This window comes from Campylobacter sp. RM9328 (assembly GCF_012978615.1).
Map to the genome: position 1 here is coordinate 1 of NZ_LIWF01000004.1, position 17,278 is coordinate 17,278.

17 protein-coding genes are annotated in these 17,278 nt (G+C 37.3%); 10 read left to right on the forward strand and 7 right to left on the reverse strand.

Annotated features, from left to right (window positions below):
- Together CCAL9328_RS03495 and CCAL9328_RS03500 are read left to right on the forward strand one after the other, a co-directional pair.
- The coding region (locus CCAL9328_RS03495) for an AlwI family type II restriction endonuclease (protein ID WP_170000011.1) at nt 1–1,011 on the forward strand (1,011 nt) is incomplete at its 5' end.
- Nucleotides 1,008–1,799, forward strand: coding sequence for a DNA-methyltransferase (locus tag CCAL9328_RS03500; RefSeq protein ID WP_169935535.1), 792 nt, complete (start codon nt 1,008–1,010; stop codon nt 1,797–1,799). The genes CCAL9328_RS03495 and CCAL9328_RS03500, both read left to right, overlap by 4 nt.
- Before the next feature lie 58 nt (nt 1,800–1,857).
- Here CCAL9328_RS03500 and CCAL9328_RS03505 read toward each other — a convergent pair whose 3' ends face one another.
- The 4 genes from CCAL9328_RS03505 to CCAL9328_RS03520 all read right to left on the reverse strand — a co-directional run bounded on the left by CCAL9328_RS03505 (nt 1,858) and on the right by CCAL9328_RS03520 (nt 4,884).
- The gene (locus CCAL9328_RS03505) at nt 1,858–2,700 is read right to left on the reverse strand and encodes a cysteine ABC transporter substrate-binding protein (protein ID WP_169935537.1); all 843 of its coding nucleotides are present in this window, start codon (nt 2,698–2,700) and stop codon (nt 1,858–1,860) included.
- A 130-nt stretch (nt 2,701–2,830) separates the two neighbouring features.
- The gene (locus tag CCAL9328_RS03510; RefSeq protein WP_194238990.1) at nt 2,831–3,565 is read right to left on the reverse strand and encodes an amino acid ABC transporter ATP-binding protein; all 735 of its coding nucleotides are present in this window, start codon (nt 3,563–3,565) and stop codon (nt 2,831–2,833) included.
- Between the two features lie 10 nt (nt 3,566–3,575).
- Complete coding sequence (locus CCAL9328_RS03515; protein ID WP_169935539.1) at nt 3,576–4,244, reverse strand: amino acid ABC transporter permease; 669 nt, start codon at nt 4,242–4,244, stop codon at nt 3,576–3,578.
- Nucleotides 4,231–4,884, reverse strand: coding sequence for an amino acid ABC transporter permease (locus CCAL9328_RS03520; protein ID WP_169971558.1), 654 nt, complete (start codon nt 4,882–4,884; stop codon nt 4,231–4,233). Before CCAL9328_RS03520 ends, CCAL9328_RS03515 begins: the two co-directional genes overlap by 14 nt.
- Nucleotides 4,885–5,005: 121 nt before the next feature.
- Here CCAL9328_RS03520 and CCAL9328_RS03525 point away from each other — a divergent pair, with 121 nt between their 5' ends.
- On the forward strand, nt 5,006–5,251 hold the full coding sequence (locus CCAL9328_RS03525; protein ID WP_169935543.1) for a CBU_0592 family membrane protein: 246 nt from the start codon (nt 5,006–5,008) through the stop codon (nt 5,249–5,251).
- A 4-nt stretch (nt 5,252–5,255) separates the two neighbouring features.
- On the opposite strand, the gene CCAL9328_RS03530 is transcribed toward CCAL9328_RS03525, so the two are convergent.
- Nucleotides 5,256–5,501 carry a hypothetical protein gene (locus CCAL9328_RS03530; protein WP_169935545.1) on the reverse strand — a complete coding sequence of 82 codons (246 nt, stop codon included), beginning with the start codon at nt 5,499–5,501 and terminating at the stop codon, nt 5,256–5,258.
- Nucleotides 5,502–5,689: 188 nt separating this feature from the next.
- On the opposite strand from CCAL9328_RS03530, the gene CCAL9328_RS03535 reads away from it, so the two are divergent.
- The 5 genes from CCAL9328_RS03535 to CCAL9328_RS03555 all read left to right on the forward strand — a co-directional run bounded on the left by CCAL9328_RS03535 (nt 5,690) and on the right by CCAL9328_RS03555 (nt 11,790).
- Nucleotides 5,690–6,661 (forward strand): agmatine deiminase family protein, encoded by a 972-nt coding sequence (locus tag CCAL9328_RS03535; protein ID WP_170000012.1) that lies wholly within the window; start codon nt 5,690–5,692, stop codon nt 6,659–6,661.
- Nucleotides 6,658–7,557, forward strand: a complete 900-nt coding sequence (locus CCAL9328_RS03540; RefSeq protein WP_170000013.1) for a cation diffusion facilitator family transporter — start codon at nt 6,658–6,660, stop codon at nt 7,555–7,557. The genes CCAL9328_RS03535 and CCAL9328_RS03540 overlap by 4 nt, the downstream gene beginning before the upstream one ends.
- A gap of 20 nt (nt 7,558–7,577) precedes the next feature.
- Entirely contained in the window at nt 7,578–8,450 is an 873-nt protein-coding gene (locus CCAL9328_RS03545; protein WP_170000014.1) for a carbon-nitrogen hydrolase, read from the forward strand.
- A 196-nt stretch (nt 8,451–8,646) separates the two neighbouring features.
- Entirely contained in the window at nt 8,647–9,585 is a 939-nt protein-coding gene (locus CCAL9328_RS03550) for a TAXI family TRAP transporter solute-binding subunit (protein ID WP_170000015.1), read from the forward strand.
- A 138-nt stretch (nt 9,586–9,723) separates the two neighbouring features.
- Complete coding sequence (locus CCAL9328_RS03555) at nt 9,724–11,790, forward strand: TRAP transporter permease (protein ID WP_169971564.1); 2,067 nt, start codon at nt 9,724–9,726, stop codon at nt 11,788–11,790.
- 60 nt (nt 11,791–11,850) lie between these two features.
- Here CCAL9328_RS03555 and CCAL9328_RS03560 read toward each other — a convergent pair whose 3' ends face one another.
- Both CCAL9328_RS03560 and CCAL9328_RS03565 read right to left on the reverse strand, forming a co-directional pair.
- Nucleotides 11,851–12,501 (reverse strand): M48 family metallopeptidase, encoded by a 651-nt coding sequence (locus CCAL9328_RS03560; protein ID WP_170000016.1) that lies wholly within the window; start codon nt 12,499–12,501, stop codon nt 11,851–11,853.
- Nucleotides 12,477–13,796 (reverse strand): MATE family efflux transporter, encoded by a 1,320-nt coding sequence (locus tag CCAL9328_RS03565; protein ID WP_169935559.1) that lies wholly within the window; start codon nt 13,794–13,796, stop codon nt 12,477–12,479. The genes CCAL9328_RS03560 and CCAL9328_RS03565 overlap by 25 nt, the downstream gene beginning before the upstream one ends.
- A gap of 217 nt (nt 13,797–14,013) precedes the next feature.
- On the opposite strand from CCAL9328_RS03565, the gene CCAL9328_RS03570 reads away from it, so the two are divergent.
- Nucleotides 14,014–15,327 (forward strand): sodium-dependent transporter, encoded by a 1,314-nt coding sequence (locus tag CCAL9328_RS03570; RefSeq protein WP_170000017.1) that lies wholly within the window; start codon nt 14,014–14,016, stop codon nt 15,325–15,327.
- 8 nt (nt 15,328–15,335) lie between these two features.
- Nucleotides 15,336–17,276: a ribosomal protection-like ABC-F family protein gene (gene abc-f / locus CCAL9328_RS03575; RefSeq protein ID WP_169971570.1), complete on the forward strand. Its 1,941-nt coding sequence runs from the start codon at nt 15,336–15,338 to the stop codon at nt 17,274–17,276.
- The last annotated feature ends 2 nt before the right edge of the window (nt 17,277–17,278 follow it).

Consider the following 17,278-nt stretch of genomic DNA (forward strand, 5'->3'; position numbering starts at 1 on the left):
CCTTTAAAAAGGTATCTTACAAGATATTTTAGGCTTACGCGTCTTATCTACATAAGAGGCGGCGGATATTATATAGATTTAGAGTCTAGGAGGTCTGTGGAGATTAGGAATCTGCTTACTTCGTTTAACGCAACCGCCGATGATTTTACAAAAGATGAATATAAAAAATACATTTGCGATAAAAATTTACCTATTTTGCCTTGGCAAGATAAGCAAAACGAAATTCTTGATAATCTAAAATGCGAAATAAAAGAGCTAGAAAAAAGCTTAAATTTAAAAGAGACTTTTGTGATACAAAGCGATGAATTAGAGAGCCAAATAACAGAGCTTAGAGCTTATAGAGGTGAACTTTTAAATCTGATTCTAAAAGCTAGGTTTGAAAATTTAGACAACATAGACAAGGTAATAGAGGCTTTAAAAAACATAAATAAACTTGATATCAAGCCTAGCATTGCACTTGAAAAATATATAAATTTAGCATTTAATATCATTAATGACGCGATTAAAATAAAGCCCAATTCGCTTTTTGGTGATGATAATGAGATAATATTTACAGCACCCGCAAATAGACCAGATATTGAGTGTTTTTATGATGGGTTTAACTCTATTTGCGAAGTTACGATCCTAAGCGGACGCAATCAATGGTATAATGAAGGACAGCCTGTGATGAGGCATTTAAGGGAGTTTGAAAATGTTTCTGCAAAAGAAGATAACTACTGCATTTTTATTGCTCCCAAAATTCACAGAGACACTTTAAACACTTTTTGGATAGCAAACAAATATGAATATGAGGGCAAAAAACAAAAGATAATCCCGCTAAATATAGCTCAAATCATAGAAATTTTAACCGCCGTCAAAACGGCAAAAGCGGATAAAAAGATGATTTCTCATATTAAATTTAAAAATTTGCTGGATTTTATCATAAAAGATGTGGAGATATCACAAAACTGCGATGAGTGGATGGCAAAAATCCCTGTAAAAATTTTAAGCTATAAAGAAAGCTTGATATGAACAAAATTTATCACGGAGATTGTATTGAAATTTTAAAAACAATCAAACCAAAAAGCGTTCAGCTTGTATTTGCCGATCCGCCATATAATCTATCTGGTAACGGGCTAAAACTTATAAATAATAAAACTGGCGGTGATTATTTTATGGTAAATGAAGCTTGGGATAAAATGGATAGCGATAAATACGAGCGATTTACTCACGAATGGGTGGAGCTTTGTAGTAAAACATTAAAAGATAACGGATCTATTTTTATCGCTTGTAGCTATCACAATATCGCTGAAGCGATTACGGCTTTAAAGCATAGCAAATTTGAGATAAAAAACATAATCACGTGGCAAAAAACAAACGCAATGCCGAATTTAACAAGGCGAGTTTTGACCCACACGACGGAATTCGTAGTATGGGCGGTCAAAGGAAGCGGTTGGGTTTTTAACTATGAAATTTTAAAAGAACTAAATCCTGATAGACAAAAAGATGGCTCCAAAAAACAGCTTAGAGACGTGTGGCAAATCCCGCTTTGTCAAGGCAAGGAGCGACTAAAAGACGAAAATAGCGGCAAGGCTTTGCACCCGACGCAAAAACCGGAGGAGCTATTAAAACGCATAATTTTAGGCTTTTCAAATGTTGGCGATATAGTGCTTGACCCATTTGCAGGGAGCGGAACGACTCCGTTTATAGCAAAAAGATACGATAGAAAATTTATCGGCATAGAAAAAGATGAGAGATATTATGATGCTATTCTGCAAAGGCTCCATTGTAATTGCGTTGAAAGCTTTATAAAATATTAAGATTTGTATTAATTGTTTATGACTTCAGGATAGATAAAAGGAGCAAGAGCTCCTTTTATTAAAGTTTGCCGCCTTCAACAACTAAAGATTCAGGATTTACACTATCGCCGTAAATTGGTTTAAGTGTTGCATCGTAAGCTTTATGGAAGAAATTTTCTTTCGCAAGTTCTGCTATCTCGTTGTTTATCCACTCAAGTAAAGTTTTGTTCCCTTTTCTAACTGCAGGAGCGATCACGTCGATATCTCCAAGAGCTTCAACTCCAACTTTAAAACCTGGATTTTCTTTTGCCCATGCAAAAAGTAGGGCGTTATCATGAGCTAAAGCAGCACCACGACCATCAAGCAACGCGCCAAATGTTTCTGTATTTTGGTCAAATTTTAAAAGCTCTATATCTGGGTGATTTTTAGTAAAATAAGCATCGGCAGTTGTGCCTTTGTTTACGATAAGTTTTTTGCCTTTTAGTTCACTTATGTCTTTTATAAGAGCGCCGTCTGGACTAACTATACCAAGGCTAACTTTCATATATGGCAATGCAAAATCAACTATTTGTGCACGTTCTGGTGTTTTGGTGAAGTTTGCGAGGATTATATCAACTTTGTTTGCAACTAAGAATTCAGCTCTGCTTGCAGCTTCTACAAGTTCAAATTTTACCTTGTTTTCATCTCCTAGCAAGTCTTTTGCGATACGTTTTGCAAAGTAAACGTCATAGCCTTCGTTTTTGCCGTCTTTACCGATATAGCCAAACGGTGGTTTGTCGCTAAAAACGCCTATACGAACAAATCCTTGCTCTTTTATTTTAGCCAGTGCGTCATTTTGCGCATCGGCAACTTTGTCATTACCACAACCCGTTAGAAAGACGGTAGCGATAAGTGCTAAAAATGAAAAAATAATTTTCTTCATCTCTTTCTCCTTGTGTTAAAATAAGACCAAAATAGTATTAGAAATTTACTAAAAAGAAGTTTAAAAATTTAAAAAATAAATATAATGTAAAAAATAACGGCAAAATAATAAAAAATTTGCCGTTATCTGACTAGAATGTAAATAAATTTAAGAATTTTTTAGCGCGTTCGGTTTTTGGATTTGAAAAGAATTTTTCAGGCGTGTTTTGTTCAATTATGTGTCCGCCATCCATAAATACAATCCTGTCCGCAACTGCGCGGGCAAAGTCCATTTCGTGGGTTACGATTAGCATCGTCATGCCCTCTTTGGCTAAATTTAGTATGACATCTAACACTTCTCGGACGATTTCAGGATCAAGTGCTGCCGTAACCTCGTCAAATAGCATTAGTTCCGGGTTCATGCAAAGCGCCCTTACGATAGCGATACGTTGTTTTTGACCGCCACTAAGCTCTTTTGGACGGGCAAATTTTTTATCGCTAAGGCCGACTTTTTCAAGCCACATATCTGCTTCTTTTTCTACTTCTTCTTTGTTTCTGCCCTGGGCTTTTATGGGACCTAGCATGATATTCTCAAGCACATTCATGTGGTCAAAAAGTTCATAACTTTGAAAGACCATTCCCACGCGTTGGCGCATTTTTGTCCAGTTTTTATAGTCTTTTGTCACTGTATCGCCGGCTATGATTATCTCGCCGCTAGCTATACTCTCAAGTCCGTTTATACATCTTAAAGTTGTGCTTTTACCACATCCCGAAGGTCCTAGAAGAACTACGACTTCACCTTGTTTTACTTGTAAATTTATATCATGTAAAGCCTGTGATGATCCATAAAATTTATTAACGTTTTTAAGCTCTAAAATATAGTCCAAATTTCACTCCTTAGCCCCAACGCTCTTCTAATTTTTTTGAAAATTTAGAGATTGGATAGCAGATTATAAAATATAAAAAGAATATAAAACCATAAACCCAAAACGGCGCCATATTGTTTGTAAATACGTGTCGTTCGATGATTTGCTGACCTACTTTTACAACTTCTACAACACCAATTAACACAACAATAGACGTTGTTTTTATCATACGACTAAGTAAATTTACGGCTCCAGGAACCAGCCTACGAAACGCCAAAGGCACGATAACATAAGTGTAAATTTTAAATTTGCTTAGTCCTAGACTCTGTGCACTTTCAAACTGGTGTTTTGGTATGGAGACGACTGCGCCGCGCACGATATCCATCATCTCAAAAACTCCCCATACGCTAAAAACTAAAAGCGAGGCCATAAACGCGCTAATATGCATCCCCGTAGCCCTTGTAAGACCAAAATAGAATATAAAAAGCCAAACGATGGTTGGCATTATGCGCACTATCTCAAGGCAAATTTTAAGTAGCCAATAAAGTGGTTTGTTTTTTAGGCTCATTAAAACGCCAAGCACCAAGCCGCCAAAAACAGAAATAATAATAGAAATGACCGAAATTTCAAGGCTTACTAGCAAGCCTTGCATGAGGCGCATTAGAGTTTCTTGTTCAAAAAGTATATTAACTCCTTGCATTTGCCATCCTTTTTTCCCATATGCTTAAGGCAAACGAGATAGGCAATATGATGGCTAGATAGCTCATCACTAGCATAAACAGTGCCTCATCTGTCTTATAATAAAGTCCGATGATATCTTTTGCGACATAGACAAGGTCAGCTAATGCAACTATGCTTACGATCGAGGTTTCTTTTAGTAAAAATATCACATTTGCACTGATGCTTGGAAGCGCTACTCTAAAGGCTTGCGGCGAGACGATATGGTATAAAATTTGCGTTTTATTTAGTCCGATGCTAAGTCCTGCTTCGATTTGCGATATTCTTACCGACTCGTATCCTAGCCTAAAACTTTCTGCCATATAACTTCCGCCCAAAAAGGCAAGTCCGATAACCGCACATGAAAATGAGCTTAAATTTATACCAAGTTTTGGCAAGCCGTAGTATAAAAAGAAAAGCTGGATAAGAAGAGGGGTGTTTCTGCTTAGCTCGATGTATCCCGTTACTAGCGGTTTTAAAGGCTTAATGTGAAAATATCTAATCGCCATACATAAAATGCCTATAATGATAGAGAAAAATATACCCAAAAACGCTAGTTCAAGCGTTAAAATGCCGGCTTTTATATACATAGGATAAAATTTAGCAATAAAATCAAAATCCATAATTTTCCAAACTGAAGTAAATTTAAAAAGACTGATTTTATCCAAAAAATACTAAATTTATCTTTTACGGAATTACTAAAGCTAAATTTTGATAAGATATAAACTTTTTTCGGGAGTTAATGTGGATATTTTTCAATTTATTGGATTTTTGGGCATGCTCTGCGTTGTTGGAGCATATTTTTTACTTCAACTTGGACGAGTGGACGCCAACAGCATGCGTTTTCAGGTTATAAATTTGATCGGAGCAGTCTTGCTTATCGTGTCGCTTTGTGTTCATTTTAACCTAGGCTCATTTTTGATAGAGGTTTTTTGGATAGGCATAACGCTTTATGGGATTTATAAAATTTTAAGAGAAAGAAAACGATAAGAGCTTACGCGTTATACCGTGGAAATTTAGCCGTGATACTTATAAGCGGGCTTTGGTTTGACGCAGTGTTGCTGTTTGTGTGACAGCTAGAGTAAAGATAGGTTGTGCCTGTAAAGCACTTTTCATCCAAAGCCTTAGGCTCAAGATATCTTGTAGTTTCATTTACTGGCTTTGCACCACATATAATACTCTTGGCATCTATCACGCCGTTTTCATCCATGCCATGCTTTTTTACCTCACAAGGCGTCACATTTTTAGCCTTTGTTTTTGTCGCTTCAAAGGCAAGTGTGTAAGTAAGCGTCGCCTAGACACCGATTAGCAAGGCTGTCATTTTTATAAATTGTCTGTAAAATTTATGATAAAATATCTGCTTTAATAACATAGTAAGTAAATTTTTGTGAGAATTTGTAATGTTGTCACATAAAAAGGAAATGATCAATGAAAGCTTATGCAGAATGGGAAAAACAAGAGAGTTTGCTTTTGTCTTTGCCGCATGAAAACAGCGACTGGGCGGAGTATCTGGAAGAAATTTTAAACTCATACGAAGAGCTTGTCGCAGCTGTTACGCCTTATCAAAAGTGTGTTTTAATCTGTCCTAATGATAAAATTTTAGATCGTTTTAGAAAGTTTCAAAACTGTGAGTTTTTGCGTATCGACACAAACGATACATGGATAAGAGATTACGGTATGATAGATGTTAAAAACGGCGATAAAATTTTAAGTTATAACTTTAAATTTAATGCTTGGGGCGGAAAATTTGATAGTAAAAAAGACGATCTTGTAAATAAAAGCCTAAATGCACATTTTGGCGGTATGATGCAAGATATAGACATGATACTTGAGGGTGGTAGCGTTGAATTTGACGGAGATAAAACGCTTTTGACGACTGAGCATTGCTTGTTGAATGACAATAGAAATAAAAATTTAAGTAAGGCGCAGATAGAAGAAAAACTTAGTGAATTATTTGGCTTAGAGCGTATAATTTGGCTAAAGCACGGCTTTATTAAAGGAGATGACACGGATCATCATATCGATACTTTAGCGCGTTTTATATCGCCAGATACGATAGCTTATGCTAGTTGCGATGATAAAAATGATGAGCATTACGAGGAGCTTAGTAGGATGAAGGCCGAGCTTGAAGCTACGGGGCTTAAGTTGCTCGCATTGCCGCTACCAAGTGCTAAATTTTACGACGGCAAAAGATTAGGTTGCACGTATACAAATTTTATATTTGCAAATAACGCGTTGATCGTGCCGACTTACGACGACAAAAACGACGAGTTGGTTTTAAGCTTACTTAGTAAAGCGTTGCCGAATTTAAAGATCGTCGGGGTAAATTCTTTGGTTTTTGTGCGCCAGAACGGCTCGCTTCACTGCTCTAGTCAAAATAGATTTGCAGGAAAAAGATGATGGACGCAAAAGACGATACAAAAATGTCTGTTAAAAAAACTCAACGAAATGCTGTTTTGATCGCCGGTTTTACGGCTTTTGTGTTGGCTGTTGTTAAATTTATAGCAGGTGTTTTTAGCGGTTCTGTTGCCGTGCTTAGCTCGGCGATCGACTCTATGCTTGACCTGCTTGTATCGGTCTTAAATTTTTTTGCAATTAGAAAATCCCAAGCCTCGCCAAACGCAAAATTTAACTTCGGCTATACAAAAGTAGAGGCATTGGCTGCATTGTTTGAGGGGATTTTTATCATTGGCATCGCGCTTTTTATCCTTTATGAAAGCATTATAAAGATAAGAGCGAACGAAGTTAGCATAAATGTTGATATTAGTATTTTGGTGATGTGTTTTTCGTTGGTTGTAACCGGCATTTTGGTAGCGTTTTTAAACAGAGTTGCAAAGCGAACCAATAACTTGATAATAAAAGCCGACGCGCTGCATTATAAGAGCGACCTTGTAACAAATTTAGCCGTTGTGGCAGCTCTTTTGATTATTAAATTTAGCGGATTTGTTATGATAGATGCTATTTTTGGTATTATAATTAGCGGTTATATAGCTGTGAGTGCGGTAAATTTAATGAAAGAAAGTGTAGGTGTGCTTTTGGATAAAGCACTTGATGAAAACGTAACAGATGCCATAAAAGAGATAATCTTGTCAAAACCGCAGGTTGCAGGCTTTCACGGGCTTACTAGCAGACAAAGCGCAAACATCTGCTACCTTGGGGTTCATTTGGTTTTTAACCGTGAAATTTCTCTCTTTGATGCTCATGAAATTTCAAATGAGATTGAAAGAGAGATAGCTCTTAAATTTAGCGAATTTGAATGGAATTTCACTACTCATCTTGACCCGTATGATGATTAAAATTAAAATAAAGGAAAATAATGAAAACAGCTTTGATCCAACAAAAATTTCACGGCTCAAAAGAAGAAACGATCAAAAAAACTTGTGACCTTATCAAAGAAGCAGCCAGCGGCGGCGCTAAATTAGTGGTGCTTCAGGAGCTTCACCAGACGCAATACTTTTGCCAAAGTGAAGATACGGCCTTTTTTGATCTTGCAAACGAGTGGGAGAGTGATGTTAAATTTTGGAGCGATGTAGCAAAACAAAACAACGTAGTTTTAGTAACTTCGCTATTTGAGAAGCGCACCGCCGGACTTTATCATAACACGGCTTTTGTGTTTGAGCGCGATGGAAGCATGGCTGGTAAATATAGAAAGATGCATATCCCCGATGATCCGCTTTTTTATGAGAAATTTTATTTCACGCCTGGAGACATTGGCTTTGAGCCGATACAAACAAGTGTTGGCAAACTAGGTGTTTTGGTGTGTTGGGATCAGTGGTATCCTGAGGCTGCAAGACTGATGGCTTTAAAGGGGGCTGAAATTTTAATTTATCCAACTGCGATCGGTTGGTTTGACGGTGATGGCGAAGATGAAAAGTCACGCCAGCTTGAAGCATGGGTAGCAGTGCAAAGGGGGCATGCCGTGGCAAACGGAGTGCCGGTAGTGGCTGTAAATCGCATTGGTTTTGAAACTGATAGCTCTGGAGTCGCAGACGGCATAAGATTTTGGGGTAATAGCTTTGTTTTTGGCTCACAAGGAGAGCAAATTTTTAGAGCCGATAGTGCCAGTGAGAAGTGTTTTTTAGTAGATATCGATATGAAAAGAAGCGAAGAAGTGCGTAGAATTTGGCCGTTCTTACGTGATCGCAGGATAGAGTTCTATGGAAAATTAACAAAGAGATTTATCGACTAAGGGCGAAAAATATTTATAATTTTATAAATACAATAAAAAATAATATAAATTTTTTCTTAGTTATTAAAATTTTAAAGGTAATTTCATTTTTACACATTTTTATAAAAAATGATAAATTTTTTACTAATTTCTTGCAAAAAAATTGTAAAAATGACAAAATAAGGTTGTCTATCGACAAAATCACAAAGGAGAAAATATGAAAAAAAGTTCATTGATACTTTCAGGCTTACTGCTTGCTTCTACTTTAGGCGCTAAAGAATTTGTAAGTATAGGCACTGGCGGCATGACAGGCACTTACTATCCTATAGGAGGCGCTATATGCAGACTTGTAAACAAAGATCCAAATATCAAATGTTCAGTTCAATCAACCGGCGGTTCTGTTTATAACGTTAATAACGTGCTTAAAAAAGAGCTTACATTTGGTTTTGTTCAAAGTGATGTGGTTTATGATAAATTTAACGGAACTGGCAAATTTGAAAAAATGGGTGATCAAAGATTGCGCTCGGTCGTATCTATATATCCTGAGCTTTTAGCGCTTGTTGTTACAAAGGATAGCGGTATAAAAAACATTGAAGACTTAGCCGGTAAAAAATACAATGTAGGAAATCCTGGTAGTGGTAACGAAGTAACAACCCTAGCTGTGTTTAAAGCTAAGAAATTTGATGTTGCTAAGCTTGGATATCGTGGTGTTTTGACGGTGCAAGAGTGCCCTCATGCGCTAAAAGATAAAAAAATAGACGGCTATAGCTTTATGGTGGGACACCCTACAGCAAATATCACTGATGCGGCAAACTCAATGCCTATTGACATCTTGGATATTACTGGCGAAGACGTTGATAAGATGATAGCCGACTATCCGTATTTTGCAAAAGGTGTTATACCAAACGGTAGCTATGAAGGTATAAATAGAGATGTAAATAGTATAGGTGTTAAGGCTGTTTTGGTGGCTGATGAAAGTGCTAGCAATGAGGCTGTTAGAGCTGTTGTTAAGTCAATACTTGATAATTTTGATGAGTATAAAACTTTACACCCTGCGCTAAAATCAGTAACAAAAGAGAGCTTAATCCAAGGTCTTTCAGCGCCTTTACACCCTGCGGCTGAGGCTGTATTTAAAGAAGCTGGGATCATAAAATAATTAAAATTTTCAGCAGATTTTTCTGCTGAAAATCACTTAAATTTTTAAAAAATCTATATTTTAAAACGCTAGCTAAGCAGTTAAAAATTTTTATTTTGATATAATCTAGGCTTTTTAAGATTTTAAGCAAGGAGAGGTATGGAGAATAAAACTCACGAGAACGAAGAGCAATTCGTTGAAGTCAAAACGAGAGAGATAAATAGTAATTTTTACAACTATTTTGTAGCTATTTTATGCTTTTCATGGTCTGTATTTCAGCTTTATATAGCGTATTTTCCTTTAAACACAAACATTGCAAGATCGGCACACCTTGCCTTTGCGATATCACTTGTATTCTTACTTTATCCGGTTACTTTTCACAAAAAAGCACATACAAGCTTGCCATTTTATGATCTAATACTATGTGTTGTCGGTACCTTGGCCGTGCTTTATCCGGCTATTGAATTTTATAGTTTGGCTGAAAGACCTGGTGATTATTTACAAAGAGATGTAATTATCGCATTTATCGCGGTTATCGTGCTTATAGAAGCAGGCAGAAGAGTCATCGGTCCGGCACTTGGTATTATTTCGATTTTATTTTTATTGTATGATTATTTTGGGCGATATATGCCAGATATTATCGCGCATCAGGGTGCAAGTTTTGAGAAATTAGCCGGTCATATGTTTTTAACAACGGAGGGAATTTTTGGAGTTCCTATCGGTGTTAGTGTTAGTTTTATATATCTTTTTGTGCTTTTTGGATCACTGCTTGAAAGAGCCGGAGCAGGGCAGTATTTTATAAATTTAGCCTTTTCTTTACTTGGTAAATTTAGAGGTGGTCCGGCAAAAGCTTCAGTTATAGCAAGTGGATTAACGGGCATGGTAAGCGGAAGCTCAACTGCAAACGTTGTGACTGTTGGAACTTTTACCATCCCACTTATGAAAAAAGCCGGTCTTAGTAGAACAAAAGCAGGCGCTATCGAAGTTGCGGCAGGAGTAAATGGTCAACTTATGCCTCCTATTATGGGTGCAGCTGCATTTATCATCGCTGAATTTTTAGGTATGACATATACAAATGTCATGATGGCGGCTGTTATACCTGCATTTGCATGTTATATCTCGTTATTTTTTATCGTGCATTTAGAAAGCTGTAAATTGGGATTAAAGGGGATAGAGCAAAGCGAATACCACTCAAGGCTTAAAATTTTCCTTAGCGGTATACATTATATCACGCCGATACTAGTCCTGCTTTATACGCTTTTGATTGCAAAAGAGTCTGCTATATCGGCAGCGTTTAATGCGATAGGATTTTTATTTTTGATAATGATATTTCAAGAGCCTGTAAAAAAACTAGCCCAAGGCGAAAAGATAAGCAAAGATGACGTTTTGGTCGGTTTTAGCGATATATTTTGGGCAATGGTTTCTGCGGCAAAAAGCATGACTACGATAGCTGTAGCAACAGGACTTGCGGGTATTATTGTCGGCTCTATATCGCTAACGGGACTTGGTCAAGTGCTTTCAGAGATAGTCGAGCAAGTTGCCGGAAATAATATAATCTTAATCCTACTTCTTACCGCTGTTATGTCGCTGGTGCTTGGTATGGGGCTTCCTACTACGGCAAACTACATAGTTGTTTCAAGCTTGGTCGCGCCTGTTATACTGCTTCTAGCGTATAAAAACGGCTTTTTAGTGCCGGCTATAGCTGCACATATGTTTGTGTTTTATTTTGGAATTTTAGCCGACGATACACCGCCTGTTGGTATCGCTGCATATGCGGCAGCAGGTATTGCCAAGGCAAATCCAGTCATAGTCGGACTTCAAGGATTTTTCTATGATCTTAGAACTGCGATCTTGCCGTTTGCATTTTTCTTTAATAACAAACTTATGCTAATCGAAAGCGTAAACCCAGATGATCCGCTTGATACAAAAGGGATAGTTTGGATGAGTAATCCTTTTGAAATACTACTTGTTTTTGCAATGACAGTAATTGGTATGTTTGCATTTTCGAGTGTGTTGCAAGGGTATTTTGTGACAAAAGTCAGAATTTGGGAAAGGGTGCTTTTGGTATCAGTTGCGCCTTTGATGCTTGTGCCAAACATCTGTGCTAAATACTCTGTTGTGCCAAACGAATACGCCGCTTATGCGATAGGATTTGGTATATATATGTTTGTATTTGCTACTCAGTGGATGAAAAATAAACGAGAAAAATCCCTAGCCACTGCTTAAGATTAAATTCCCGATGTTTAGGTTTTAAATTTGAACATCGGTTTTTTTAATTTAAATTTCCTATACGATCTTGCCGTTTAGTCTTTTCTCTCTCTTTCTAAAGTCAGGCATTATACGCTCGATAAAGTTATAAAAACTCTTTTGATGATGCGGATATATAAGATGTGTTAGTTCGTGAAGAACGACGTATTTTATGAGCTCTTCGTCTTTTTCTATCAAATTTATATTTAAATTTATATATCCTTTGCGAGAGTTGCAACTCCCCCATCTAGTTTGCATATTTCTTACGGTGATGCGATTAACCTCACGATTTATAAGTGGCTTAAATTCCATTATAGCTTTGCTAAAAATTTCCTTTGCTCTGGTTTTTTTAAATTTTTCAAGCAAGTTTTTATCTTTTACTAAAATTTCATTGTCATCGATCACAGGTATCTTGTAAATTTCATCGAATTTTATTTTATAAATTTTGCCAAGCAGGATAAACTCACCATCTTTTGGCATGTTTTTTAAAATTCTCTCATGTGTATTTATAAGCCACTCTTTGTTTTTTTCTAAAAAATCTATGGCTTGTTTTTGAGTTGCACGAAATGGTAGCGTCATCGAAATTTGCGCGTTTTTAGCTACTCTTAAATGAGTGTTTTTAACGCGCGGTTTGAAATTTAGCTTGACTTGTAGGTTATAAAAATTTATACAAGCCGTTTTGACTGCCATTTTTTACTCTTCCAGCGCCAAGTATTAACAAGTCCTCTTAGCCATTCATCAGCCGTAAATCCTATCCAAACGCCAAGTATTCCCCAGCCAAGATAAATTCCTAAAAAATACCCAAGCGGAAGACTTACACCCCACATAAAAACTAAGCCCGTCATCAATGGAAATCTAGCATCGCCGCTAGCACGAAGAGCATTTACGATAACGATATTAAATGTCCTGCCGATCTCAAGCACGATAGATAGCGTAAAAAGTGGCAACATAACATCTTTTAACTCTTGTGTTAAATTTAACTCATGCATGATAAGGTCTTTTAACGCAAACATTATAAGCACAACAACAACGGTTGCAATAACGCCGTATCTTAATGCCCTAAAAGTACGGAGATAAGCCTCTTCAAACTGCTTAGCGCCAACCAAATGCCCGACTATAACTTCGTTTGCTATGCTTATGCTTGCCCCGCACAGAAGTATTAAAAGTGTTATTTGAAAGTAAATCGTTTGCACCGACAAACTTGCTTCTCCCATACTTGCAACAAAGCCAAAGGCGACCATGTATTGAGCCATCCAAAGCAGGTTTTCTCCGGCACTTGGAAGCCCGACATGCAAAATTTTACGCAAGACGTTAAATGGTAAGCTAAATAGTCTTTTAATGAAAATTCTAACTTTTGCAAGGCGGATAAGCATAATGGCAAGCACGATAAGTCCGACAAATCGTCCTGCTATGGTTGATATAGCAACCCCGTATAGTCCGTAACTTGGCAAGCCAAACCAACCAAAAAGCATGATGGCGTTACCTGCAACGGTTATAATGTTCATTAAAAACGAAACAAACATAACCTCGGTAGCATATCCATAAACGCGCAAAATCGCAGCAAGCACCATGCCGATACCGTCAAACATGAGTGCAAAACCAAGCATATGTAAGTAGGTATAGCTTTCTTGTTGTAAATTTGCCGGAACTTTTAGAAGCTCTAAAATTTCATATCCGTAAAAAAAGATAAATGTCGCAGACAAAAGCCCTACGATAGAGTTAAATGTTATACTTGCGTGAATGACGCGTTTTACAAGTTTTTTGTTCTTAGCACCTAAGGCTTGTGCCACTACGATAGAGCAACCCACGCTTAAAAAGCCAAATATCGTCATAAATAGGTCCATGACTTGGTTTCCTGCGCCCATAGCTCCGACTAGATGAACGCTTACCTTTGTCACCATATATGTGTTTATGATGAGTGTTATAAAGTGTAAAAACATATCCAAAAATATAGGTATGGTAAGTTTTTTGAGAGATAAATTCATAAAATTTTCCTTATAAAAGTGCTGATTTTACCTAAAATAGTAGAAATTTTAGTTTAAAGCTTGTAAATTTTACACACTTTGGCTTTTGGACGCATTATTGTTTCTTACAAATAAAAGATATATACTTAAAACAATAAGTATGGGTAATCTTTAAAAAGGTATCTTACAAGATTTTTTAAGTATAATCATACAAAAACTAAATTTTAACGGATGAAAAATGGAAAAGAAAAATTTTACCTCTAGGTGGGCTTTTATTATTGCGTGTGTCGGCTCTGCCGTTGGCATGGCGAATGTCTGGGGCTTTCCGTATAAGGTCGGCGCAAACGGTGGTGGTGCTTTTTTGATCATCTATCTAATGTTTATTGCACTTTTTTCTTATGTTGCATTAAGTGCGGAGTATGCTATCGGCAGAAGGGCTAAAACAGGAACTCTTGGCTCATACGAATACGCCTTTGCAACAAGAGGACTCGGCGGAGTTGGTAAAATTTTAGGCTGGATACCGCTTGCAGGCTCTATGTGTATAGCTATCGGCTACGCGGTAATCATAGCTTACGTTTTAAAGGCTTTAACGCAAGCGCTTAGTGGCTCTTTAATGAGCGTTGATACAAATACCTGGTTTGAGTCCTTCGCTCTTACGCCGTATTCGGTTGTGCCTTTTCACATTATCGTTGTGGTCGGCACTTTGCTTACGTTATTTTTTGGAGCAAAAAGTATCGAAAAAACAAACAAGATCATGATGCCGTTATTTTTTATACTTTTTACTATTTTGGCGGTGCGTGTTGCTATGCTTGATGGTGCTTTTGAGGGGTATAAATTTATATTTAAGGCTGATTTCTCAAAGCTTAGCGACCCTATGGTTTGGGCTGCGGCTATGGGACAGGCGTTTTTCTCGCTTTCCATTACGGGCTCTGGCATGATAGTTTATGGTGCGTATTTGCCAAAGACTGAAGACGTGGTTGACTCTGCAAGAAAGACGGCGATATTTGATACCATAGCGGCTACTGTGGCGGCATTTGTTATGATACCTGCCGTATTTGCCTACTCTATGGATCCTGCTGCTGGACCTAAACTTCTTTTTGTAACCTTGCCTAAAATTTTACAAGATATGCCAGGTGGGCAAATTTTTGCGATCATACTTTTTACGGCTGTTATTTTTGGCGGAATTTCATCTTTGCAAAATATGTTTGAGGCTGTAGCCGAGTCGATACTTCATAAATTTCCAAAACTAAAACGAACTCACGTGCTTGTCGCTCTTTGTGTTGTATGCTTAGGAGTTGGTATAAACATGGAGATGATCTCAAGTTGGGGACCGTGGATGGATCTTGTTAGTATATATATCATTCCTATCGGTGCAGTTATCGGCGCTCTTTCTTGGTTTTGGGTGATAAAAAAAGAGGAGATAATGGACGAGATAAACACTGGAGCGGCCAAAAAGCACGGCGACTTATGGTATAACATCGGAAGATATGTTTATGTTCCTCTTGCCTTTGTGCTTTGCGTCATTGCGCTAAGTATGGGAATTTCATTTTAGGTTTAAAAATGGCGTTGATAGATCTTATCGAAGTTAGTAAAAAATTTGGTCCAAATGAAATTTTAAATGAAGTTAGCCTAAGTATAAATGAACGCGAGAGAATCGCCATAATCGGCAAAAACGGTGGTGGTAAAAGCACATTGATGAAGATTATCTGCGGTGCTTATGATGTTGATAGCGGACGTGTTGTAACACAAAACAACATAAGCGTGCAAATGCTCTCTCAGGCCCCAAAATACGATGATGGTTTAAGTGTTAAAGGTGTTTTAAATTTAGAACTTAAAGAAATTTTTGAAGCACGTGACGAGTATGCAAAAGTGGTTGAAATTCTTGCTCATGAGCCTGAAAATACCGCCATACACGCAAGGGCCGATGAGCTTATTAAATTTATAGAGAGTAAAGACGGCTGGGATATAGAGCGAAGCATAGAGCAAGTGCTTGTTCAATTTAGTCTAAAAGAGTATGAAAATCGCCTAGTAAACAGCCTAAGCGGAGGAGAGATCAGGCGTGTTGCACTGGGTGCACTTATCCTTAAAAAGCCTGATGTTTTACTGCTTGATGAGCCTACAAACCATCTTGATGTTTATATGGTTAGATTTTTAGAGGATATGCTTAAAAACTCAAAGCAAACCATTATATTTATAAGTCACGATCGCTATTTTATAGATGCTATCGCAACTAGAAGCATAGAGATAGAAGAGGCGAAAATAAGGTCATTTGACGGCGGATATGCGTATTATTTGGCTAAAAAACAAGAAATTTTAGAGAGTATGGCTAAAACCCATGAGACGCTTTTAAAAAATTTAAAAAGCGAAGAGGAGTGGCTAAGACGCGGTGTTAAAGCAAGGCTAAAGCGTAATGAAGGACGTAAAGAACGTGTGCTGGCTATGCGCGAAGAAGCCAAGAAAAACCCAGGCGTGATAAGACGCGTAAAGCTAGAACTGGAACGCGCAAGTAAAAATTTCAACCAAACCCACTCGACTAATCGTAAAAAAATGCTTTTTGAGGTAAAAGACCTGACGCTAAAAATGGGCGATAAAGAGCTGTTAAAGGACTTTAACGCAAGAATTCTTCAAGGTGAACGTATAGCGATAGTAGGGCGAAACGGAAGTGGTAAAAGCACGCTTTTAAAAGCTCTTTTGGGCAAAATCCCGCCATTTAAAGGCAAGATAGAGCGTGGAGAAGTGAGGGTTGGATACTTTGATCAAAATCGAAGCGAACTAAACGATGATAAAAATTTAATAGAAATTTTTTGCCCAAATGGCGGTGATCACGTGATGGTGCGCGGACGAAATATGCACGTTTACGGATATCTTAAAAATTTTTTATTTCCAAAAGAGTATCTTGATAAGCCAGTAGGTGTTTTAAGCGGTGGTGAAAAAAACCGCGTCGCACTTGCACTTCTTTTTACTAAAGAGTATGATATTTTGGTTCTTGACGAGCCGACAAATGACCTTGATATCGCTACTATAAACATTCTTGAAGAGTATCTGCAAAGCTTTACGGGAGCGATTATCTTTGTAAGTCATGACAGGTATTTTGTTGATAAAATTTCAAATAAACTTTGGGCATTTGAGGGTCAAAATATCGAGGTTGTGCATAATGAATACAGCGCGTATTTGGAGCTAAAAGATGAGCTTGGCGAGATAGATGAGTTTGAAAACGAGTTAATAAAAAACCAAACCACAACCGTTCAAAAGCAAAAAAGCGGATCAAAGTTAAGTTACAAACAAAATAAAATTTTAAATGAAAATCCGGCTTTGATAGAAAGTTTAGAGGCTAAAATTTTAGAGCTTGAAACAGCTTTAAGCGATCCGCAAATTTATCAAGAGATTGGTATTAATAAAATTTACGACGAACTTGAAAGTAAAAAAGCCGAGCTTGAAAAATTAGAAAATGAATATTTTGAAGTGCTTGAAATTTCAGAAAATTTAGAGAATTTAGTGTAGAA

What these genes read in the sequence shown, in the direction of transcription:
- CCAL9328_RS03520 (WP_169971558.1), bottom strand. Translation starts at nt 4,884, where the DNA reads ATGGATTTTGATTTTATTGCTAAATTTTATCCTATGTATATAAAAGCC.
- CCAL9328_RS03555 (WP_169971564.1), top strand. Translation starts at nt 9,724, where the DNA reads ATGGAGAATAAAACTCACGAGAACGAAGAGCAATTCGTTGAAGTCAAA.
- CCAL9328_RS03500 (WP_169935535.1), top strand. Translation starts at nt 1,008, where the DNA reads ATGAACAAAATTTATCACGGAGATTGTATTGAAATTTTAAAAACAATC.
- CCAL9328_RS03540 (WP_170000013.1), top strand. Translation starts at nt 6,658, where the DNA reads ATGATGGACGCAAAAGACGATACAAAAATGTCTGTTAAAAAAACTCAA.
- CCAL9328_RS03560 (WP_170000016.1), bottom strand. Translation starts at nt 12,501, where the DNA reads ATGGCAGTCAAAACGGCTTGTATAAATTTTTATAACCTACAAGTCAAG.
- abc-f (WP_169971570.1), top strand. Translation starts at nt 15,336, where the DNA reads ATGGCGTTGATAGATCTTATCGAAGTTAGTAAAAAATTTGGTCCAAAT.
- CCAL9328_RS03550 (WP_170000015.1), top strand. Translation starts at nt 8,647, where the DNA reads ATGAAAAAAAGTTCATTGATACTTTCAGGCTTACTGCTTGCTTCTACT.
- CCAL9328_RS03535 (WP_170000012.1), top strand. Translation starts at nt 5,690, where the DNA reads ATGAAAGCTTATGCAGAATGGGAAAAACAAGAGAGTTTGCTTTTGTCT.
- CCAL9328_RS03515 (WP_169935539.1), bottom strand. Translation starts at nt 4,244, where the DNA reads ATGCAAGGAGTTAATATACTTTTTGAACAAGAAACTCTAATGCGCCTC.
- CCAL9328_RS03570 (WP_170000017.1), top strand. Translation starts at nt 14,014, where the DNA reads ATGGAAAAGAAAAATTTTACCTCTAGGTGGGCTTTTATTATTGCGTGT.
- CCAL9328_RS03565 (WP_169935559.1), bottom strand. Translation starts at nt 13,796, where the DNA reads ATGAATTTATCTCTCAAAAAACTTACCATACCTATATTTTTGGATATG.
- CCAL9328_RS03505 (WP_169935537.1), bottom strand. Translation starts at nt 2,700, where the DNA reads ATGAAGAAAATTATTTTTTCATTTTTAGCACTTATCGCTACCGTCTTT.
- CCAL9328_RS03545 (WP_170000014.1), top strand. Translation starts at nt 7,578, where the DNA reads ATGAAAACAGCTTTGATCCAACAAAAATTTCACGGCTCAAAAGAAGAA.